At 48.2% G+C, this 23,144-nt stretch carries 17 protein-coding genes and 1 riboswitch; of the genes, 12 read left to right on the forward strand and 5 right to left on the reverse strand.

All coding sequences use genetic code 11. The features are described 5' to 3' along the window. Positions 1-31: 31 nt before the first annotated feature. Positions 32-158: riboswitch (TPP riboswitch) on the reverse strand. 258 nt (positions 159-416) lie between these two features. The 4 genes from ppa (at position 417) to H7A02_07300 (ending at position 3,641) form a co-directional block, all read left to right on the forward strand. Beyond that, the gene (gene ppa / locus H7A02_07285) at positions 417-941 is read left to right on the forward strand and encodes an inorganic diphosphatase (protein ID MCP5172048.1); all 525 of its coding nucleotides are present in this window, start codon (positions 417-419) and stop codon (positions 939-941) included. Positions 942-1,219: 278 nt separating this feature from the next. Continuing rightward, positions 1,220-1,984 carry a TerC family protein gene (locus tag H7A02_07290; GenBank protein ID MCP5172049.1) on the forward strand — a complete coding sequence of 255 codons (765 nt, stop codon included), beginning with the start codon at positions 1,220-1,222 and terminating at the stop codon, positions 1,982-1,984. Between the two features lie 79 nt (positions 1,985-2,063). Further along, positions 2,064-2,735, forward strand: a complete 672-nt coding sequence (locus H7A02_07295) for a DUF1275 domain-containing protein (GenBank protein ID MCP5172050.1) — start codon at positions 2,064-2,066, stop codon at positions 2,733-2,735. Between the two features lie 177 nt (positions 2,736-2,912). Continuing rightward, positions 2,913-3,641: an alpha/beta fold hydrolase gene (locus H7A02_07300; GenBank protein ID MCP5172051.1), complete on the forward strand. Its 729-nt coding sequence runs from the start codon at positions 2,913-2,915 to the stop codon at positions 3,639-3,641. 51 nt (positions 3,642-3,692) lie between these two features. Here the strand turns inward: H7A02_07300 and H7A02_07305 are convergent, their stop codons facing one another. Continuing rightward, a complete protein-coding gene (locus H7A02_07305) occupies positions 3,693-4,301 on the reverse strand; it encodes an NAD(P)H-dependent oxidoreductase (GenBank protein MCP5172052.1) in 609 nt (202 codons plus the stop codon). 61 nt (positions 4,302-4,362) lie between these two features. After that, positions 4,363-4,794, reverse strand: coding sequence for a DoxX family protein (locus tag H7A02_07310; protein ID MCP5172053.1), 432 nt, complete (start codon positions 4,792-4,794; stop codon positions 4,363-4,365). Between the two features lie 118 nt (positions 4,795-4,912). Between H7A02_07310 and H7A02_07315 the strand changes: the two genes are divergently transcribed. The 6 genes from H7A02_07315 (at position 4,913) to H7A02_07340 (ending at position 15,440) form a co-directional block, all read left to right on the forward strand. Then, on the forward strand, positions 4,913-5,845 hold the full coding sequence (locus tag H7A02_07315; protein MCP5172054.1) for a LysR family transcriptional regulator: 933 nt from the start codon (positions 4,913-4,915) through the stop codon (positions 5,843-5,845). A 202-nt stretch (positions 5,846-6,047) separates the two neighbouring features. After that, a complete protein-coding gene (locus H7A02_07320; GenBank protein MCP5172055.1) occupies positions 6,048-7,496 on the forward strand; it encodes a circularly permuted type 2 ATP-grasp protein in 1,449 nt (482 codons plus the stop codon). Further along, positions 7,493-8,437, forward strand: coding sequence for an alpha-E domain-containing protein (locus H7A02_07325; GenBank protein MCP5172056.1), 945 nt, complete (start codon positions 7,493-7,495; stop codon positions 8,435-8,437). The genes H7A02_07320 and H7A02_07325 overlap by 4 nt, the downstream gene beginning before the upstream one ends. 37 nt (positions 8,438-8,474) lie before the next feature. Continuing rightward, positions 8,475-11,894, forward strand: a complete 3,420-nt coding sequence (locus H7A02_07330; GenBank protein ID MCP5172057.1) for a transglutaminase family protein — start codon at positions 8,475-8,477, stop codon at positions 11,892-11,894. A gap of 106 nt (positions 11,895-12,000) precedes the next feature. Then, a complete protein-coding gene (locus H7A02_07335) occupies positions 12,001-14,562 on the forward strand; it encodes a circularly permuted type 2 ATP-grasp protein (protein MCP5172058.1) in 2,562 nt (853 codons plus the stop codon). Beyond that, positions 14,562-15,440 (forward strand): transglutaminase family protein, encoded by an 879-nt coding sequence (locus tag H7A02_07340; protein ID MCP5172059.1) that lies wholly within the window; start codon positions 14,562-14,564, stop codon positions 15,438-15,440. The genes H7A02_07335 and H7A02_07340 overlap by 1 nt, the downstream gene beginning before the upstream one ends. Before the next feature lie 10 nt (positions 15,441-15,450). On the opposite strand, the gene H7A02_07345 is transcribed toward H7A02_07340, so the two are convergent. From H7A02_07345 to acs, 3 genes are all read right to left on the reverse strand, one after another. Beyond that, positions 15,451-16,119, reverse strand: a complete 669-nt coding sequence (locus tag H7A02_07345) for a DNA-3-methyladenine glycosylase I (protein ID MCP5172060.1) — start codon at positions 16,117-16,119, stop codon at positions 15,451-15,453. A 431-nt stretch (positions 16,120-16,550) separates the two neighbouring features. Next, a complete protein-coding gene (locus tag H7A02_07350; GenBank protein MCP5172061.1) occupies positions 16,551-19,136 on the reverse strand; it encodes a TonB-dependent receptor in 2,586 nt (861 codons plus the stop codon). 192 nt (positions 19,137-19,328) lie between these two features. Beyond that, a complete protein-coding gene (gene acs / locus H7A02_07355) occupies positions 19,329-21,266 on the reverse strand; it encodes an acetate--CoA ligase (GenBank protein MCP5172062.1) in 1,938 nt (645 codons plus the stop codon). Positions 21,267-21,823: 557 nt separating this feature from the next. Between acs and H7A02_07360 the strand changes: the two genes are divergently transcribed. Both H7A02_07360 and H7A02_07365 read left to right on the forward strand, forming a co-directional pair. Next, positions 21,824-22,291, forward strand: coding sequence for a hypothetical protein (locus H7A02_07360; protein ID MCP5172063.1), 468 nt, complete (start codon positions 21,824-21,826; stop codon positions 22,289-22,291). A gap of 97 nt (positions 22,292-22,388) precedes the next feature. Beyond that, positions 22,389-23,114: a hypothetical protein gene (locus H7A02_07365; protein ID MCP5172064.1), complete on the forward strand. Its 726-nt coding sequence runs from the start codon at positions 22,389-22,391 to the stop codon at positions 23,112-23,114. Positions 23,115-23,144: the final 30 nt, after the last annotated feature.

The raw sequence follows: 23,144 nt of genomic DNA on the forward strand, positions 1-23,144 counted from the left end.
TAAAGAGACCCGGATTGGTTGCGAAGAAAAATAGAGAATTTTGCCCTATCCCTACGCCGGTACGATCCGGATCAGGTTCAAAGGGTCCGCACTTCCTACGCATAAACCACTTACGTACGATAGTACATCTCAGGCCGAAGCCCCCCCTTAGGTCTTGCCGCCGTTATCCAGCAGCGGCGCCATTCTACTCTCGCAAGCGTACAAAGCAAACCGTTCGAAAATAATTGACACTACAAACAGCCGTACACATTACGATAAGAAAATGACCATTTGTTCAATTCCACAGATAGAAGTGACCCGCAAACACTGCTACAATCCCCCGCCTTAACAATACAGCCATCCTGCATGGCTTCTCCCTTTTAACAAGTTAACCAGCCAGAAACTGCTGACAAAGCAAAGTCATAGAGGATTTATAAATGAGCCTGAACGCTGTACCTGCGGGAAAAAATGCCCCGGACGACATTAACGTCATCATTGAGATTCCAGCCCACTCTGACCCGGTAAAATATGAAGTAGACAAAGACAGCGGCGCCGTATGCGTGGACCGCTTTATGTCCACCACCATGTTTTATCCATGCAACTACGGCTATATCCCAAACACATTGTCTGATGATGGCGATCCCCTCGACGTTCTGGTTCAAACGCCTCATCGTGTAATCAGCGGCACCGTGATCCGCTGCCGCCCGATTGGTGTATTGAAAATGTCTGACGAAGCAGGCGAAGATTTCAAACTACTGGCCGTGCCCGTCGACAAACTGACGCCAATCTACAAAGATGTCAAAGAAGTTGAAGATCTCAGCCCGTTGCTGATCCAGCAAATTACCCATTTCTTTGAGCACTACAAGGATCTTGAACCTGGCAAGTGGGTTAAGGTTGAAGGCTGGGGCAATGCAGACGAGGCCCGCGCAGAAATTGTTAAATCTATTGCTGCGTTCAAGTAATACCTGAACATTGGCCCCAAAACGGGGTTGGCGATATAAAAAAACCGGCATATTCTTTTAGGAAGATGCCGGTTTTTCATGTCTGCAACCGGCCCCGCACACTAAACTGTTCGCTATCAGATCCATGCTTTCTTGTGCCTGCTCGCCTTACTGCCACAAAAGTGATTTAACTTTATTTTTTAATACGTTCCTTTATCATCGGTTCGAAAAGTCAAAACAGCCATCGTTTCCCCTGCTAACATACCCTTAAACCGGCCCCCCAAATCGAGTAATAAAAGATGTTTGAATGGTTATTTAGCCCCGAAGCGTGGATAGCATTGACCACCTTAATGGCTTTGGAAATCGTGCTTGGCATCGACAATATCATTTTCATATCCATACTGGTTGGCAGACTGCCAGACCAGCAACGGAACAAGGCCAGGAAGCTGGGTTTAGCTCTCGCGATGGTCAGTCGATTGATATTGTTGTTCAGTCTGGCTTGGGTAATGGGTCTGGTTGACCCGCTTTTTTCAGCATTTGGTCACGTTATATCCGGCAAGGACATAATTTTGGTTCTGGGTGGTCTGTTTCTGCTAGCAAAATCCACACATGAAATCCACAGCAGCTTCGAAGTCGAAGGTGACACCAAGACAGAGCCCGTGGTGTCCGGTTTTGCATCCATACTCGTTCAAATCGCCGTTCTGGATATTGTGTTCTCTTTAGACTCAGTCATTACCGCTGTCGGCCTGGTCGAACATCTCAGCATTATGGTTATAGCCATCGTTGCTTCGGTTGGTGTTATGCTGGTCGCAGCAAAGCCCATAGGCGATTTCGTCGATAATAATCCAACAGTTAAAATGCTGGCACTCTCCTTCCTCATACTTGTCGGTTTTACCCTGCTCGCCGAAGGATTTGATGTCCACATTCCAAAAGGTTACATCTATTTTGCAATGGCCTTTTCTTTTTTCGTTGAGATGCTAAACATCAGACTGAGATCCCGCAAGGCAATTACAGTCAAAACGATTCACCTCTCAAAGAAAATCTCTGATGACTCAGATGTCTGAGAAGATATTGCCAGGGCAACCCTGCACCCTGCTCCGATTCTACGTGAGAGCACAGATTTAGCAGCGCAAAGTGACAACTATGATCTCCAGATTACCAAAGTGGATTGAATACGGTGCATTTGTTCTAGCATTTGTTGCTGGCGGCATAAATGCCATTGGCTTGCTGGGCTTTGAACACCAGTCTGTATCCCACCTTTCAGGAACTGCCACACTACTTGGTACCAGTATTCTTGATGCGTCATTTGAAACATCCCTGCACCTGGGAGGCGTGTTATCCGCTTTCTTTATCGGGGCCGCCTTTTCAGGATTTCTATTGCATAGCGCCACATTAAGGTTGGGGCGCCACTACGATACAGCCTTAATAATGGAGTCTGCCTTGATATTCACGGCACTTTATCTACTGTCAAAAGGTTCCTTTTATGGCCATTTCGCTGCATCAGCAGCATGCGGCATTCAAAACGCTTTAGCGACTACTTACAGTGGCGCTGTAATACGCACAACCCATCTTACTGGCATATTTACCGATTTAGGTATCATGCTGGGTTCAGTATTGAGAGGTGAAACCTTTGACAAAAGAAAAGCGATGCTTTTCATGCTGATTATTATTGGCTTTATTTTGGGCGGTACCTTCGGTGCCTACCTGTTTGGCCTTTTCAACTTCAAGGCATTAGTGGCCCCTGGTTGCATTTGTCTGGTATTGGCAGCTTGTTATCGCCTGTACTCAAGAAAACACAGTCAACACATCCATTAACAACCGCCTTCCGGTTCTACCGCACCCTGCCTGATACAGTAATGAAGTGACCCGCCGAATGGAACAAGAATTGAGAAGCACTTGACGATAGTCAGCAGAACGTCGATTCTGTGCCGATATATCTTCATGAAATGCGTACTAAAAATTCGACACTAAGCTGTCATAAAGGACAAAACCATGAGCACTTTCGTTCTCGTTCACGGCGCACTGCACGGAGGCTGGTGCTGGTACAAAGTTGCCGCCGCTTTGCGCGCACAAGGACACACTGTTTTTACACCAGACCTTCCTGGGCTAGGGGTTAATCGCACAGCAACAAGCTCAGTCTCGTTACAGCTATACACGGACCACCTCAGTGACGTCATTGCTCAAACAGAAGAAAACGTTCACCTCGTTGGCCATAGCATGGGCGGAATTGCTATTACCCAGACTGCTGAAGCCATACCGCAGAAAATAAAAACCCTGACGTATTTGACTGCTTTTCTGTTGCCGAACGGAGAGACCGTACTCGACCACGTGCAATCTGACACTGATTCAAAAACAGCATCGGCCCTCACCCCTTCAAGCGACAACCTGAGTGTGACCATCGATTTTGATACAGCACGCAACCTATTTTTCGCCGATTGCTCTGGCGAAGACCTGGCTCTGGCGCAAAGCCTACTGGTACCGCAAGCACTAGCCCCTATGATGACGCCTGTACAAACCACACAAGAACGATGGGGACGTATTCCGCGTGCCTACATCGAATGCAGTAATGATCAAGCCATCAGCCCTGCTCTGCAGCGGGCCATGCACAAAAAGCTACCCTGCGAAAAAGTTATGCAACTTTCTACCAGCCATTCACCTTTTTTCTCAGCACCGGAGCAGGTCGTAAAATACCTGCTTTCCTGGAGCGCCTGTCACGAATAGCGTCTTCACTGGCTTTCTCGTGAGAACACTACCGCACCAACGGCTTTATTCTTACACCAAATCAAAAACAGGCGCTGGTTGAGCCTCGGACAACAACGCATCTATCTGCTGCCTAGCACTGCTGATGATCTGCTCTGGTGACCCTTTCGAGCCACTGGCATCAATATGATGAACTTTCTCAACACCAATGAACTGGCATATATGCTCAAGATAGCGACTGGCAAAATCCATATCACTGCCTACTGGCGTACCACCTGAGCCCGTCACAATATACGCATCTTTAAGGCTTAATAAACCTTCCGGACCTCGGTCGGTATATCTAAAACTAATCCCGGCCCGACAAATGGCATCCACCCAATGTTTTAGTGTGGCGGGAATACCAAAATTGTAAATTGGCGCAGCAATCACAAGCGTATCTACCGCTTTCAGCTCATCAATGAGCTGATTAGATAACGCTAGCGCTCGGGAAAAACTTGGGCGAGAAGACAGATTAGAACCATGCACATCAACCAAATCCTCCGCACTAATCGGCGGTAAAGGCTGCTGACCCAAATCCCGGCTTATAACCGGTTTATCCAACAACTCCACCAAGTACTCACTCACAACGCGGGTAATTGAACCTTCAATACGGGCGCTGCTGTTAATGTGTAAAATTGCCATGTGAAAATCTCCTGTGCGTTAAATAATCAACTTCTCCGCTTAAACCGGATTCCATGAAAAACTATCGGATAAAACGATCAACACTAACACTCCCCGCTCCTCGCACCACTAGCGCCAAGCTGATTGCCAGCAATGCCAAACCAAATTCAGAACCATTATTGGTCAGAAAAAGACCGTTACCACTGTGAACAGCGAAAATAGCTACCAGCATGGTTATTGCCAGCAGCAACGCTGCGGGGCGAACCAGTAATCCAATAATCAGTAATAAACCACCGAAGAATTCCGCACTACCTGCCAGCGTTGCCATAAAAATGCCCGGCGACAAGCCAATGGAGTCCATCCAGCCCGCTGTTCCCTCTAAACCATACCCACCAAACCAGCCAAACAGTTTTTGCGAGCCATGTGCAGTAAAGATAATCCCTCCACCGATCCGAAGCGGAACTGTATCCAAGCCAGAAGTTGTAGTGCTAATTCGGGAAAGGCGTGATTTCATTATTAATGCTCCGATTTGTTTAATTGAGATAAAGCCATTTTAGAGATTCGTTTTTTTGGAATAAGAGACATTTTTTGTCTAGAATGTTCTAAATAATAGAACAATAAAAATGACCTAAATGAGCAAACAAGTGAGCAACAAAAGCCCTATCACCATCGAAGTGCTTGAAACGCTGGACGCTATCGATCGACGTGGGAGTTACGCGAAAGCCGCAGAGGAGCTTAACAAGGCGACCTCGGCAATCTCGTACATCGTACAAAAACTGGAAGAGCAGCTCGACATAGCGTTATTTCAGCGTCAAGGGCGAAGATCAGTATTAACCCCCGCAGGGCAATTAGTGCTTGAGGAAGGCAGAAAAATACTCAATGCTTCAGTAAAACTGGCCAATGCCGCCAAAGAGATTGCTACCGGCTGGGAACCACAAATACGGATAGCAGTAGACTCCATGCAATCCTACCCGGCTTTTTTTGAAACCCTTGCGAGCTTTCTCAAAGAACACAGAAATGTGGAAGTTGACGTATGCGAAAGTGTGCTTAATGGCGGCTGGGAAGCGCTTGAACATGGCCGGGTAGAACTGGTTGTTGGTGCTCCCGGACCGGTACCAGCGCAAAAGGGTTATCGGTCAATATCTCTGGGGCACGCCGATCTGGTGCCCGTTATTGCTGCACACCATGAACAGGCACACCTGGCACATGATCACCAAGCACTCTCTAGCGTATTCCCATTATTTCGCAGAGTGGTGACACACGATACCTCGACCATGAATATCGCCCGCAGTGAAGGCTGGGGCAACAGTGGCAAAAGATTCTATGTGCAAAACATTCACCAGAAAGCAGAAGCCATTATTGCAGGCATTGGTATTGGACACCTGCCCCGACAACTGGCGCAACAGTACATTAACAGCGGAAGTCTGGTAGAGTTATCGATACGCGAAGTGAACAATCATGAAAATTATCTGGCATGGAAAATCAGCAACAAGGGCAAAGGCATGGCGGCACTGACAAAACTGCTCGCAGCAGTAAACTGGCAATCCGGTATCAATGCAGACTAACGCAATACAGGGCAGGAAATGGGTGAATTCCACATTTTTATTCAGCCGCCTGGCGGCCGTTTCAGGGGAATACCCACTGCGCCAAAATAGTCAGAATAAAGTGCCTTGAATAAAGGGCTATTTAATAATTTTCCTTCTTGGCACAAAACTTGTGTGTTAAAAGCTAATCTGTTGTTAACCATCCGGAGTTAAACCAAAATTTATGAAGGATAACTGGAAGTCCTACCGCTCTGCGCCCTTTTTTGATGAGCTTATCTCTGACAAGGGTTCTCCTCGCACTGTTTCCCGGCGACTGGTTAACCATTTACAGTCTCTGAGCAACGAAGAGATGGCAGACCGTTGTGATGCTGCGGAGCTCACTATTAAAGAGATGGGTATTTCTTTTACCGTTTATACCGAAGGCAGCAATATAGATCGCGCATGGCCCTTCGATATCATCCCCCGCCCCATTCGGGCCAAGGACTGGAAAGCAGTCAGTACAGGCCTTGCCCAGCGCACCAGGGCTCTGAACTGCTTTATCAACGATGTCTACAACGAACAGAAAATACTCGCCGACGGCATAGTTCCGGCAGAGACAGTTCTGGAATCAGGTAATTACAAACCTCAGTGCCGCGGAGTCAAGCCCCGTTTTGGCACTTGGGCAAATATATGCGGCACTGATTTGGTGCGAAACTCTGACGGCAAATTCTACGTCCTGGAAGATAACCTGCGCGTACCATCCGGCGTATCCTATATGCTGGAGAATCGGGAAATTACCAAACGGGTACTCCCGGAATTATTTCAGAATTACAGTATTTTGCCGGTCGATGATTATCCCTCACGACTTTACAGCATGTTGTCATCGTTATCGCCACGCTCAATCAAACGCCCCTGTGTGGTTGTCCTTACACCGGGCATTTATAACTCCGCCTATTTCGAACATGCTTTTCTGGCTCAGGGAATGGGTTCACAGCTGGTTGAAGGCAGTGACTTGTTTGTGGATGACGATGAGTGTGTCTACATGCATACCGTCGATGGTCCTGAAAGAGTCGACGTTATCTACCGCAGAATCGATGATGAATTCATCGACCCCGAGGCATTTCGTAAAGACTCCACCCTGGGTGTGCCCGGCCTGATGCGGGCATGGAAAGCTGGTAAAGTTGCGATTGCCAATGCTCCCGGTAGCGGTGTGGCAGATGACAAGGTCGTTTATGCCTTTGTACCGGAAATGATTCGTTACTACCTCAAGCAAGAACCACTGGTCAACAGCGTAAAAACTTATCTGTGCATGATCGAAAAAGATCGTGAGTATGTACTCAAGAATATTCACAAATTGGTGGTCAAGCCTGCCAACGAATCTGGTGGTTATGGCATTATGGTAGGCCCCCATGCCAGCAAGGCGAAACATAAGGAGTTTGCCCGGCTGATCGAAAAAAACCCGCGCAATTATATTGCCCAACCAACATTGGCACTTTCAACAGCACCCACGTTCTGTGATGGTAAGGTTGCACCACGGCACCTTGACCTGCGCCCTTTTATTTTGCAGGGCAGGGAAACCTGGGTCACACCAGGAGGACTGACCCGGGTAGCACTGGTAGAGGGTTCGCTGGTGGTGAACTCATCTCAGGGTGGTGGTAGCAAAGACACCTGGATTGTTGAGGACAAGAAATGAGCATGCTATCAAGTGTTGCCAGTCGACTATTCTGGCTGGCGCGTTATCTCGAGCGAACGGAAGGCACGGCTCGAATTATCAACGCCTATTCACAACTTGTGCTCGATGTTCCCAAGGGTTCCGAAATCGGGTGGGAAACCTTAATTGGCACCATAGATGCGGAAGAGGCTTTCGGAAAACGTTACCGAAATATAAATGAGCACAATGTGCTGAAATTCATGATATCCGACACGGACAACTACTGCTCGTTACGGTTTGCTGTGAAGGCTGCTCGCGAGAATGTGCGAACCAGCAGAGATGTGTTGCCCGAGGATACATGGGAACAAGTCAATGAAATGTATCTGTATGTTGAGGACTGGGCTGAAAAATCTGTCGGGCGCCGCAACCGCTTTGAATTCCTGGAAACACTTATTGCCCAGACACAACAAATCCAAGGACTTCTGTACACTATTCTCAGCAGAGATCACAGCTTTACCTTTTTGAAGATCGGCAGCATGCTGGAACGAGCCGACATGACCAGCCGGGTGGTCGATGTGGCGATTGGTACAATTCTCAGAAAACAGCGTTCAACCACCAATTTTATGCCTTTCCTTTGGGCCAACCTGCTCTTGTCGCTGTCGGCAAACAGTGCTTATCGCCGCGAAATAGGTCCATTGATTTACGCTGACGAAGCCATTGATTTCGTTTTCACCAGCCCCACATTCCCCAGGTCTGTAGCTTACTGTCTGGCTGATATCGAAAGCTATTCTGCCAGGGTGAACAACAGTAGCGCAGTAGAAAAAGTGGTATCAGAACTGAAAAAATCCGTAGACAACGTGCCAACCAAAAATCTGGATTACGAAGTGTTGCATGCATATATTGATCGTTTTCAAAAACAGCTCTACCGCCTCAATAGCGTCATTGAAAAAACCTGGTTCATTCCTACGGAACAGAGCAATTAGCTTTCTGGCAATTCACTTTATCAGGCAATAAACGTCTATGACTATACGTGTCGCCATTCACCACAGAACTCATTACCAGTTTGATCGACTGGTTTCCGTAGCACCGCACACCTTGCGACTGCGCCCGGCACCACATTCGCGTACACCAACGGTCAGCTATTCCCTGAAAGTGTTGCCAGAAAAACATTTCATCAACTGGCAACAGGACCCGTTCGGCAACTATCAGGCGCGATTGGTGTTTCCTGAAAAAACCCGCGAACTGTTTTTCGAAGTGGAAGTTGTCGCCGATATGACGGTGTATAACCCATTTGATTTTTTTGTTGAAAAATATGCGGAAAACTACCCTTTCGAATACGACAGCCAATTAAAAAAAGAGCTGTCACCCTACCTGAAAAAAGGCCATAAAAGCCGACTACTGACTAAATGGCTGGCGGAAATTCCCAAAAAGAAAATGCCTACCAATGATTTTTTAGTCATGCTCAATCAACGTTTGGAGAAAGACATAGAATATTCGCTGCGCTTTGAGCCCGGCGTACAAACCCCCCATCAAACGCTGAAACTGAGAAAAGGCTCCTGCCGCGATACTGGCTGGTTACTGGTACAAATTCTTCGTCATATGGGACTGGCTGCGCGGTTTGTTTCAGGCTATCTAGTGCAGCTAACGCCGGATGTCGAATCACTGGATGGACCTTCAGGTCCAAAACAGGACTTCACGGACTTGCACGCCTGGTGCGAGGTCTATCTGCCCGGTGCTGGCTGGGTTGGCCTGGACCCCACGTCAGGGCTGTTTGCGGCAGAAAGTCATATTCCCTTGGCATGCACTCCCGAACCGATTTCCGCAGCGCCCATCACGGGCGCAACGGATAAGTGCGAGGTCACGTTCAGCTATCTGAATGAAGTCACCCGTATTCATGAAGATCCGCGTGTTACCAAACCTTATGACGATGCTCAATGGGATTGCATACAGGCGCTTGGCAAAAAGATTGATCAGGCATTTCTTGAAAATGACGTGCGTCTCACGATGGGTGGCGAACCTACTTTTGTCTCCATTGACGATATGGATTCAGCACAGTGGAATACCGACGCACTGGGTGAAGACAAGTTAAAGTTGGCCAAAAACTTATTACTTCGTCTGCGCGATCAGTTCGCCCCCAAAGGATTGCTGCACTACGGTCAGGGTAAGTGGTATCCGGGCGAAGAACTGCCCCGCTGGGCTCTGGGCTGCTTCTGGCGTACCGATCAGCAACCCCTTTGGCACAAACCGGAACTGCTGGCACGTATCGATAAAGACTACGGCTTTGGCGTAACCGAGGCGGAATCCTTCGCCAATCGCCTGGCAAAACTAGCCGGTATTGATGACGATTACGTAAACCCGGCATATGAAGATACGCTCTACTACGTCTGGAAGGAAGAAAGTCTGCCCGTCGGAATTGATCCGATGAAGGCAGATCTGAAGGATGGTCTTGATCGCATGCGGCTTGCCCGTGTATTGCGGCATGGACTTAACAATCCATCAGGCTACGTGTTGCCTATTTCCTGGGATAACAAAAGTAACAACTGGCTCAGCTGCCGATGGCAGCTGCGCTCGGAGCGTGTGGTGCTAATTCCCGGGGACTCGCCAATGGGCCTGCGGCTACCCCTCAATTCACTGCAACCCGCAACACCAGAGGAAGCAGAACCTCAGCGCGATCCGTTTGAATACCGCGAATTACTCAAACCTTCGTACCCACCTGTCGCACAGGGAGACCAGAGAAATAGCTCAAGCAGCTGGGGAAGCGTTATACAGCAACCCTTTGCCGATGCCAGGCATGATACCGAACAGAAGACATCGAAAACCGGCAAGCACGCTCAAAAAGAACCGGCACGCTTTATCAGAACCTCCCTCTGCATCGAACCACGCAAAGGCAAGATCTATGTCTTTATTCCGCCGCTGGAACACCTTGAGCACTATCTTGACTTGATCAATCTGATCGAGCGGACTGCTGATGAACTGAAGCTTCCGGTTGTCATTGAGGGCTACGAACCACCTCGTGATAACCGACTGCAAAAGCTGCTGGTCACCCCGGACCCCGGCGTGATCGAAGTCAACATTCACCCGGCCAATAACTGGGACGAGCTGCAACACAACACGACCGTCCTTTACGAACAGGCACGTCTCAGTCGGCTGGGCACTGAAAAATTTATGCTCGACGGCCGCCACACCGGCACGGGTGGAGGCAATCACATCACCATAGGCGGCAATTCCCCGGCAGACAGCCCTCTATTGCGCCGCCCTGATTTAATCCGCAGCCTGGTGACTTACTGGCAGCACCACCCGGGCCTCTCGTACCTGTTCTCCGGTATGTTTATAGGGCCAACCAGCCAGGCACCGCGTGTCGATGAAGGCCGCGATGAAATGCTTTACGAGCTCGAAGTCGCTTTTCAACAAATGCCGGACGGCATTGTCGATCAGCCCTGGCTGGTTGACCGGTTATTACGCAACTTATTGATTGATATCACCGGCAACACTCATCGCGCCGAATTCTGTATCGACAAGCTCTATTCTCCCGGTACGGCCAGCGGCCGCCAGGGAATTCTTGAATTTCGCGGTTTTGAAATGCCGCCACACTCGCAAATGGCACTGGTGCAAGCCTTATTACTGCGAGCACTGGTTGCCCGATTCTGGAATGAGCCCTACACAAAACCTCTGGTACGCTGGGGAACCCTGCTACATGATCGTTTCATGATGCCTCATTATGTCTGGAGCGATATACAGGACGTAGTTCAGGACCTCAACGAGCGCGGCTACCCCTTTGATATTAACTGGCTGGCACCATTTGAGGAGTTCCGTTTCCCTCATTATGGTCGCCTCGAGCTGGATGATATCCAGCTGGAACTGCGTTGGGCGATTGAGCCCTGGCATGTACTGGGGGAAGAGGTGAGCAGTTTTGGCACTGCGCGTTACGTGGACTCGTCTGTTGAGCGATTACAAATCAAGGTACAAGGGATTACCGAGGGCCGCTACCAGATTGCCTGTAATGGTCGCCGGGTACCACTGCGCCACACCGGGCGGAAAGGCGAAGCTGTTGCTGCAGTACGTTACAGAGCCTGGCAGCCACCTTCAGCCCTGCATCCAACCATTGGCATTCATGCGCCACTGGTGTTCGACGTCATCGATACCTGGAGTGGTCGCGCTATTGGTGGCTGCACCTACCACGTTGCCCATGCGGGTGGCAGAAGCTACGAGACACTCCCGATCAACGCTTTTGAAGCAGAGTCGCGGAGAGTCAACCGATTCTGGCAACATGGGCATACACCGGGACCACTGGAAAGCACACCAGAACTCGCCAGTATGGTCAGAAATTTCCTGCCGAATAAGTATCCGCCCAGACCTGCAAGTTTACCCGCTGAAGAATCCCCGGGAGAATACCCCCATACGCTGGACCTGCGCAGACAACCATCCTTTCTCCAGGGGTAGCCACCACCACTTGATTCCTGGCAAGTGACAAACAGGAATCAAGTGGACATAATGCGAGGCGGCACCAGCCATAATATACGCTACGCATTGATTAGAGTTATCAAATTTGTCTGAAACCACTTCCTCTTCACGCACGCCCACCGATAGTTTTCTCGACTATTCTCCCCGTGCTGATCGCATTGATGAAGCCATTGACAAAAATGGTCAAGTGCATGCGTCCTGGCAGTATCTGCTAACCAGCTTGTCGGGGTTAGGGGCGGAGGAGTTATCCCATCGTCAGAAAAAAGCACTGCGTATACTTCGAGACGACGGGGCAAGCTACAACGTTTATGACCAATCCAGCAAAGACAGCACCTGGCTGCTGGACCTTATTCCCTTTCTGATTGATTCCACAGAGTGGCTCCAAATCGAAGCCGGCTTACAGGAACGGTCAGAGCTGTTCAACCTGATACTGAAAGACCTTTACAGCGAACGGGAACTGATTACCCGGGGTATTATTCCCCCGGAACTGGTTTTCGGTCACAAAAGCTTTTTACGCAATTGCCAGAACATCAAACTCCCGGGAGAACATCAGCTCATTGTTCATGCGGCTGACATGATTCGCCAACCTGATGGCAATATGTGTCTGCTCGCTGACCGCACCCAGGCGCCCAGTGGCGCTGGCTACGCCCTTGAAAATCGCACGGTGATGAGCCGGGTTCTGCCAAGTTTGTTTCGAGACTCCCATGTCCATCGCCTGGCCAACTATTTTCAGCTGCTTCGACAAAAGCTGATTAATCTCGCGCCCTCCGTCGCTATCCCTCGGATTGTTATATTGACTCCTGGCTCATATAACGAAACTTACTTTGAGCACTCGTATCTCGCCGACTACCTGGGCTTTAATCTGGTACAGAGCGGCGATTTGATGGTAAAAAATGGTTATGTCTGGCTAAAATCACTGGATGGCCTGAGTCGAGTGGATGTCATACTGCGCCGGGTAGATGACTATTTTTGCGATCCGGTTGAGCTAAAGGGTGATTCACAACTGGGAATTCCAGGGCTCGTTGAAGTCGCTCGCCGGGGTAATGTCGCCATCGCAAACCCCTTGGGCTCCGGTATTCTGGAAAACCCTGCGTTGCTAAGATTTCTGCCACAAATCGCCCGCCACTTTCTCGGTCGCGAATTGAGACTCAAGTCAGTGGAGACCTGGTGGTGCGGTTTGCAGGAAGACTACAACCATGTACTTGAGAATTTCGAACACATGGTGGTCAAAAGTGTTTTTCGTTCACCCAGTGTTCGCAGTATTGTCGTTTCGGAACTGCAAGAGAAAGAACGCAGCAAGCTGCTGGAATCAATTGCCAGACAACCCTCCCTGTACGTCGCCCAAAGAAAGCTGATTCCCTCCAATACCCCGGTATTTAACGGCAATCAGCTGGTTTCTCGCCCGGCTTTGCTGCGCACTTATTCCGTTGCTTCCAGTTCATCCTACCAGGTGATGCCCGGCGGGCTTACTCGCGCAGCAAACAGTGAAAATAGTTCCCTGATCTCCAACCAGCTTGGTTCAATGAGTAAAGACACTTGGGTGTTGGCTTCCGAACCCGAGAAACAGACCTCTCTCCGCCCGCAGGGCTCAACTGAAGCCTTTCTGCCGGAAGACAATGTATTACCTCGAAGAGTTGTGGAAAACCTGTTCTGGATGGGTCGATACGCAGAACGGGCCGAGAGCTCGTTGCGTCTTATCCGTATGGCCCTGCTACAACTGAACAATACAACTATTTCCACAACTGCGCGTGATATATTGCTGCAGGCCGTCACTCAGGTTACCGCGACCTATCCCGGTTTTGTCAACAGTGACAAACTCCAGAGTCACCCGGAAGAAGAACTACTATCAATTATTCTGGATCAAGAACGAACCGGCAGTGTCAGTTACTGTATTCAGTCCATGCTGACTTGTGCAGAAGAAGCCAAGGGCTTGATGTCAACCGACAGTCAACGGGTGATTAATGATATTCGCGACCAGCTTTCAGCCATAAAAATTGAGCTGGAGAGCAACGTCTTATCGGCCCCCGCCGAAGCACTGAACCCGCTGGTATCCAGTATGTTGGCCCTTTCTGGCATTATTCAAGGCAGCATGATTCGCGATATTGGCTGGCGTTTTCTCGACATGGGTCAACGCATCGAAAGCACTTTGTTTACCAGTAATTTACTCCGCTCAACCATGCAAATACAGCTACAGGAACAAGATGAAGCAGTGGTGCTCGAATCACTGTTAATGATGATGGAAGGCCTGATAGCCTACCGCCACCGCTATCAGGGGGCATTGAATACCCGGAATTCGCTGGAACTGATCTTGCTGGATGTCTCCAATCCCAGGTCTGTGCTTTATCAACTAAACGCTCTTGAACAACACTTGAACAATCTTCCACTGGCGCCTCACAACAAAGAACTGCAAGGAGAGCGTCGCTGCGTTGCAGAGGCACTCAGTATCATTCGCCTGACCCGGCTTGGAGATCTGACTCAGAGTGATGGTTCTTGTGATACTCCTGGCCACAAACGGGCCAACCTGGATCAGTTGCTTAGTCGACTGCACTACCTGCTCACTGAGTCTTCAAGCTTGCTCAGTGAACGCTTCTTTGAAAAAAGTCAGGGACCAAGACAGTTGGTCGACCAGAACTGGAACTTCGAATAATGCGTTACAAGGTCACTCACACGACTAATTACAGTTACGCCGAGCCTGTCAGCCAGTGCCTCAATACCGCCTATATACTGCCACGTAATACCTTGTCACAGAGTTGCATTCACAGTGAACTGATTATTAACCCTGTGCCGGTCTCAACAGATGAACGACTGGATTATTTTGGCAACCGTTGCTGCTATTTCACTATTGAGCAAGGGCACAGCGCCATGACCGTCACCTCCACTAACCTGGTGGAGGTAACCCCATCAAATGACTGGTCCGGCCTCGATTTTGGCAGCACCTGCGCCCAGGTAACAGACATGCTGAAAACCTCCAGCGATCCCAAGATACTACTGGCCAGAGAATTCCTACTGGACTCGCCAACTATCAGCCGCACCGAACAACTGAGGGACTACGCCGCACCCTTATTTTCCAGCTCCCGGCCTTTTTTATCTGCCGTTCGCGACCTCAATCAACAGATCCATACAGATTTCACCTACGATCCGCACTTCTCTGACGTCAGCACACCACTAAGCGAAGTCTTCGAGCACCGAAAGGGCGTATGCCAGGACTTTGCCCACCTCGCTATCGGATGTCTCCGCTCACTGGGATATCCTGCCCGCTATGTGTCAGGGTATATCGAAACGTTGCCACCTCCGGGACAGGAAAAACTGGTAGGCACAGATGCGACCCACGCCTGGTTCTCGGTATTTTCTCCCAGTGAAGGCTGGTTTGACCTTGACCCCACCAACAATACAGCCACTAATGAACAGCACATTGTGACGGCCTGGGGTCGGGATTACACTGATGTCGCCCCACTAAGGGGTGTTATCTTTGGAGGAGGCGAGCAGCATACACTCGATGTTTCTGTGGACGTGCGCCGGGTTTAATCACTTTGATTCAAACCGTCAGTGCCAAAATACGACTAATGTGAGACAACGGACGTCCAGACTCCTGTTGAAGCTGATTAAACACCCCCTGAACCCGCGATAAATCTTTTTTAGAGTTGGTGCTGAACTTATCTGTTAACCCGTGATGAGTTAGCGCAGCTTTAACGTCATCAGTCAGAATAAAGGTGTCTTTACCCATTAGGCGCAAAAAAGAGGGCCCTGAATTACCACCCAACCGGGAAGCGCGCTTTTTCAAAAAAGCCCAAAGCCCCACAATATCCTGCTCTGACCACTCCGCCACCATTTTCGCCATGCTGCCGAACTCCCGCTGCATATCCAGCACAAAAACAGCATTATCACGCACAGAGCGAATTTTAGTGGCATTGCGAACAATTCGCTTGTCCTGGCAGAGCTCTTCCAGCTTTTCATCAGAGAAGTGCGCGACTGCAAGCGGATTAAACCCTGAAAACACCTCTTCAAATTGGGGCCACTTACTATCAATCACCTTCCATGAAAAACCCGCCCTGAAGACACAACGGGTCATCGCCGAGAGATAGCGGCTGTCATCTGCACCCTGCAACTGCTGTACCGTTTTCACTTCCGGTAATACCGCTTCAACATCAGCCAAACTGCCTTTATTTCTCACTGCAAGTGTTAACAGCCTCTCAAAACTCTCCATTTTTCACCCCACCCGACCACTCAACCAAAACTAATTGAGGATTAGTTAACATTTTTTTATGAATTTGAGGAACAAACTGATTCCACTCTAGTCATACATACCAGATCAAGTAATTGATTCCCCTCCTCTAGATAATTTCAGGCGCTTTAAGCGCCTTTTTTTTGCCTCACCCAACCACTCCATGAAAACAAATTAAGAATTAGTTAACATTTTTTCACATTTGAGGGAACAAACTGATTTCACTCTGGTCATACTTACCAGATCAAGTGATTGATTCCCCTCCTCTAGATAATTTCGGGCGCTTTTAGCGCCCTTTTTTTTGCCTGCTCGTTGGCGTTTATAACCAGATTCCAACTTAAGCTCAAGTAAAAACCCCGCGGTTAACCTTATGTTAACCGCGGGGCTAGTGAGACCCGAAAACAAAGAACAAATCAGAAATTTTTGGTGATACTTAATCCGTAGGTTCTTGGCTCGGTAGGGTAAGCATTCAATTTACCCGATTGCAGCGGCGTATCGAAATAGGTTGCCAGATAATCCTGATCCAACAAGTTACGGGCCCAGGTTGTCACCTCGATACCCATATCAACAAACCGAATGCCTACTTGCATATTGAGCAGATCGTAACCGTCTTCTTCTTTTAGGGGATCAATATTATCGTCCTTAAACTGCTCGTCCCGCCAATTGTAATTGGCATGAACATAACCGTTGATGGTGTCGGTAATATCAAAGCTCTGCGTAGCAGCAATAATGAACGTGTTTTCTGCATTGCTGTCGAGCGGATCACCCGAGCGGTCACAGAACTCATCGAGCGGGCTTGCACGACCAGGGTCAGGCTCACCCGTTAACCAGGAATAAGAAATCCAACAGTTGGCTCTATCGAAACCTTCGAACTCCCCTTCGTTATAAATATATGCACCAGATATCTCCAGGCTATCCGTAGGGTTCCACCAGAGTTCTAGCTCTGCACCCTTGGTAATCACTTTACCGGCATTAGAGAGGTTAAAGCCCGCCCCCTGAAAAGCGTTGGTTTGAAAATCTTTGGTTGTTGTGTGGTGAAACGTCAGATTTGCACGAACATTTTGATCGGGAAAATCCTTTTTCATACCCAACTCATAGGTTTCAGAGTTCTCGGCATCAAAGATAGGATCAAATGTTGGGTTAATACGATCGGTATTGGTGCCGCCAGATTTATAGCCGGTTGCATAGGAAGCGTAAAACATAGTGTCTTCAGACGGAAACCAGGAAAGTTTGAGGTTTGCTGTAATTTGCTCGTCGTCGAGTTCATCGTCCAAGTCAGGGCGGGGATTAAACACTGTTAGATCACTCAACCCTAACAGCAGCCCCCATGAAGCACCCGGCTCGGTGAAGGTTCCATCAATTTTTTTATTCTCTTTGGTATACCGGGCACCAACGGTCACTTCCCAGTTTTCCACAAAGCGATAATCCACTTGACCGAATATAGCCCAGGCTTTGTGGTCCTGTTCCATCACATTTCTGCCATTACCTCCGGCCGGCAACCCAATTCCGGTAAAACCAGCCATTTGCAGGGGTATCAACGGATTACCTGCTGTCAACGCTACATTCTCGAGGCCAACAACCATCGCACTGGCCGTTTCAGCGGCATAGGTTGCCTGCGCTGCCAGCGCCGCAGCAGTGGCAAAATCTCCAGCATCTGCCGCTGCCGTAGCTTGATCCCCCAGTCCTGAAGCCTGTGAAAACACACTCAACGCTACAAAGTTATTAAAATCTGCCCCCATCACGGTGTTACTTTCTGAGTCCAGCTTCTGCTGAAAGTAATAGGCGCCCACCAAAAAGTTACCGCCTTCAAAACTTCTGGAAAAGCGTAGCTCTTGTGAAAAAGACTCCTGTTCCGCGTGTTCATCCCGATTGGCGATAGCAATGTCACTAAAATCTGCATCGACCAAATCATCGGAATCAAACCCTCGCCACGCAGTAATGGATGTCAATGTGCCTTCGTCAAGATCCCAATCCATTTGCAAAGAGACCCCATGATCGGTGTTCTCCGAACTGGGTAGCTGATTAAACGCCACGACATCATCATGCACTGCACGTTCGTCAATGATTGTGCCGCCAAAGCCAAATACCGGAACAGGTAATCCGGGAATCAGTACCGAGTCAGGTATCGACAAAATACTGTCTGTACCAGCAGAAGGCATGGTTGCAAATTGACCGGTAAAATCACTTCGGGGAAATACCAGATAGTTGTTTTTCACGGTAACTGCCGCACAGCAAACTTCATCAATTTCCGAGCGATCAACAATGAGGCGAGCGGTAAAATCATCGGTTGGGGTATAAAATAACTGCGCTCTTATACCGTAACGGTTGCGGTCATTAATTTCATTATTACCAAGATTTACATCATCGACATAACCGTCCCTATCTGTAGTAAAACCGGTAACTCGGTAGGCCAATGTATTTTCAATCAGGGCTCCACCAACAGCACCATTAAAACTGCGCAAATCAAAATTACCCATGTCGGCTTTGATATAACCGCCGAACTCTTGCTCAGGCGCTTTGGTATGCATCAGCACTGCGCCGGAAGGGCTATTGCGGCCAAACAACGTCCCCTGAGGGCCACGCAACACCTCAACCCTCTCCATATCAACCATTTCGTTAACCATTGAGCTCTGGCGCGCACGATAAACGCCGTCAACATAAAGCCCCACCGATGACTCCAAGCCAAAGTTCGAGCCGCTGGTGCCCACACCGCGAATAGCAAAATTTGAAGTGGTTGTGTTCTGGTTCTGCTGCACGGTCAAACCCGGTGCACTTTGCTGAAGATCAAAAACATCTGTGATTGCGCGCTCAGTTAGTTGCTCACTACTTAACGCGGTAATTGAAATCGGCACATCCTGAATATACTGCTCCCGCTTTTGAGCCGTCACAATAATCTCTTCTATTTGAGCATGTGTGACCCCGGGAGTCATAACCAGCGTGACAGCCGTTACTAGTGATATTTTTCTAAAAGATACAAAACCGCCTTTAATACTATTCATGAGATTTCCCCCTGAATATGTTATTTTTTATTGTTTTTTACCCCTTAAATCAAAAGTAGACCCAAAGTATCAAGCTGTCCAGACGAGGTGTTTTAAACAAATAAGGTTGTGGCAAGAACCAATAACAACAAGCCATAAAAAAAGCCGGATAAACCGGCTTTCTTAAAACGAAAACAAATACTTACATAGCTTTTATAGATTCATTCTATTATCAATAATCTGATTAACTACCGAAGGGTCAGCCAGTGTAGAAGTATCGCCGAGGGTATCCAGCTCGTTTTCAGCCACTTTTCGCAAAATGCGGCGCATAATTTTTCCCGAACGGGTTTTTGGCAATCCGGGTGCCCACTGAATCAAATCGGGCTTGGCAATTGCGCCAATCTCTTTGACACAAAGAGACACCAACTCCTGACGCAATTGCTCTGAAGGCTCAACACCATTCATGAGTGTTACATAGGCATAAATACCTTGCCCTTTTATGTCATGGGGGTAACCCACAACAGCAGCTTCAGCCACTTGTGGATGCAGCACCAAAGCACTTTCAATTTCCGCCGTACCCATCCGGTGACCAGAAATATTCAATACATCGTCCATACGACCGGTAATCCAGTAGTAACCGTCTTCATCCCGCCGAGCACCATCACCGGTAAAATAGTAGCCGGGGTAGGTCGAGAAATAAGTGTCAATCAAACGCTGGTGATCACCATAAACCGTTCTGATCTGACCCGGCCAGGAAGCTTTAATGACCAGACTACCCTGCCCCGCCCCTTCGATTTCTTGCCCGTTTTCATCCAGCAATGCAGGCTGAACACCAAAAAATGGCAAGGTTGCCGAGCCCGGTTTCAGATCAGTTGCGCCCGGCAGCGGCGTCAGCATATGACCGCCCGTTTCAGTTTGCCACCAGGTATCAACAATAGGGCAACGGCTGTTACCGACAACACGGTAATACCATTCCCAGGCCTCAGGGTTAATGGGTTCACCCACCGAGCCAAGCACACGCAACGAACTACGACTAGTATCCCTGACCAGCTCATCGCCTGCCCCCATCAACGCCCGAATAGCCGTAGGTGCCGTGTAAAAAATATTAACCTTATGTTTGTCTATTACTTGCCAAAATCGAGAGGCATCCGGGTACGTCGGCACACCTTCAAACATCAACGTGATGGCTCCATTACACAGCGGACCATAAATAATATAACTGTGGCCTGTCACCCAGCCCACATCTGCGGTGCACCAGAAAACTTCGCCCTCTTTGTAATCGAACGTGTATTTATGGCTCATCGCGCATTGCAGTAAATAACCCGCCGTTGTGTGCATCACACCTTTCGGTTTTCCGGTTGACCCGGAGGTGTAAAGAATAAACAACGGGTCTTCTGAATCCATCAATTCAGGCTCACATACATCTGAAATGTCGGCCACCGCCTGGTGATACCAAATATCACGACCTGCATGCCAATGAATGTCGCCGCCGGTGCGTTTAACAACCAGGCAAGTCGTTACACTCGGGCAACTTTGCAACGCCGTATCGGTATTAGTTTTTAACGGAATAGCTTTACCGCCGCGCACACCCTCATCAGCGGTAATTACCGTGCGACAATCCGAGTCCAGAATCCGGTCTTTAAGCGCCTCTGGCGAGAACCCGCCAAACACGACAGAATGTACTGCACCAATGCGAGCACAAGCCAACATCGCATAAGCGGCTTCAGGAATCATCGGCATATAAATGCACACGCGATCACCTTTTTGCACGCCTCTATGCCGTAGCACATTTGCCAGCTTGTTCACCTGCTGGCTCAATTCACGATACGTAATGTGCTGCTGATCAGAAGGTTCATCGCCCTCCCAAATAATAGCGGTTTGATCAGCCCTGCCGGGCAAATGACGGTCAATACAATTAACCGTGACATTCAGCTTGCCGCCTTCAAACCAGCGCGCCTCGCCCTTGCGAAAATCAAACTCACACACGTTATTCCAGGGCCGCTCCCAGCTCAAAAACTGCTGCGCCTGCTCAGACCAGAAACTATCGGTATTTTCAATCGAACGACGATACATTTCTTCGTAAGTCGGCTTATCAATAATCGCATCACGTGCAAAATCAACGGGTACAGGATGGACCTGAAACTCAGACATTAGAAACCCTCACAACACTCGTTTTTGTTTTCTATATTATTCAAACATGAATGGAATACGCACAAGCGTAGCATCTATTTCACTTTGGTATAACAGCAAAATGATAACCCAATTCAAAGACCCGCAGGCACTAATACATCACAGATATACTCGTGCTACCTAACACAACTCAGCAGGCTAAACCTTGCCATCAAAAAAGATCTGGCGTTTAATCCAATAAAGTTAAAAGCCACATCAGCGTTGATCGTGCTATCGCACCAGTACAGATGCATTATTGGAGCCAAGGAAAGGTGAACCTCTTATCATTAAAACTCTTTTTTAAAACTATGGCACCAAGCCACCACTTGCCATTGTTTTACGCCAACAGTAACGGTAACCCCCTCATAGATGACCGGGATAACACCAGAAAGAAACCGGGAACCACATTAAGAGTTTTATTTATCGAAGCGTTAAATGTTATCAGCACGGCCACTCTAATAGCTTACGGTGGCCGCCCGCTAATAATTATTAAGAGGCCAAAGGCCTTATTAACAGACTGTTATATGCCTAGGTGAGTTATGAAGAAGATTTTAATCATAATTGGAAAAATCGTTGCCGCACTTGTGGGGTTATATGTAATAGCCTCAATAGGGTTCTATTTTTGGCTCAAAAATGAAGTGGATTTTGAGTTCCAAGATGTAAGTCATGAATCGGCTTACTCAGCCTACATTGGCCAAATATTCAAAACCACAAAAGACTCCTCCATCATAAAAATCGAACAAGACAAAGGCGCTTTTAATGGCAAGCAGTTAATTTATTCCGTCATGGAGAACCGCATTGAAGGCAGTGATTTCCTATTAAATGAAACACTACCAGCAGGTACAACATTTTCCATTAAAAAATTTGTCCGCTGTGAAGCCTGTGATTCCAATGATACTGCCGCCATCATCAAAATCACTTCAACAAGTAGCTACTCAGATGCTCCTGTATACTTTGACCACATGGAATTAATGGTGCGCAATGATTGGACTCAAAAAATTAGGTAGCACGGCATATAACCAGCAAAGGCACCGGACAGCTAAAGCTGCCCGGTGCTTTGGGCGTTAGTACTCCAAAGACATCGAGGCAAAGAAAGAGATCGCAATGAGATTAACCACCGATTCAACACAAAAACATATAATCTTGCTTAAGCTGGTTGATGCTTATGAAAATGTCCCAGATTTTGGCAATGGACCAGTTCAAGCCATGACACCCCAAAGAGAGTGGCTCTCTAAACTAGGAGCGATTTTCAACGCCCTAGGCGCAACACACACCGTAACTCATCGTACTAACATGAGCATCTTGTCTCAGCACAGGGATTTTGCTTTAAATAATATTGTTAGCCAAATTGGCGATGTTATTGAAGAACTTAGGCTAGATTTAGAGCTCGACGGGAAAAGCGAGATTGGTAGTGTCTATCAACCAGGTGATGTTTATAGCTTTTTTTCAGATCTAAAAGCTATCATTGCTAATGCCCAGCAAACTATTACCATCGTTGACCCATATTTTACTGGTGAAGCTTTCGATGCTTATTTATCAACATGCTCTCAAGGTGTATCAATAAACATCCTCTCTGAGCGATATACAGATGATTTAAAGAGCTATGCGGAAAAACATGCGGCACAGTTTGGTACATCAATTGAGCTTCGAAAATCTAAGGAGATTCATGATCGCTTAGTAATTATCGATCAGTCGGAATGCTGGATCATAGGCAACTCAATCAAAGACGCCGCAAAAAAATCAACGTATTTAATTCCTCTATCACCAACAATTGCTGCATCAAAGATAGAAATTTATTCGCAAATTCAGGCGCGTGCCAATGAGTACTAACAAGTCAAAACAGCGTCGCTATCATTTTTG

The organism is Pseudomonadales bacterium, assembly GCA_024234435.1.
Taxonomy (GTDB): Bacteria; Pseudomonadota; Gammaproteobacteria; order Pseudomonadales; family Porticoccaceae; genus JACKOF01.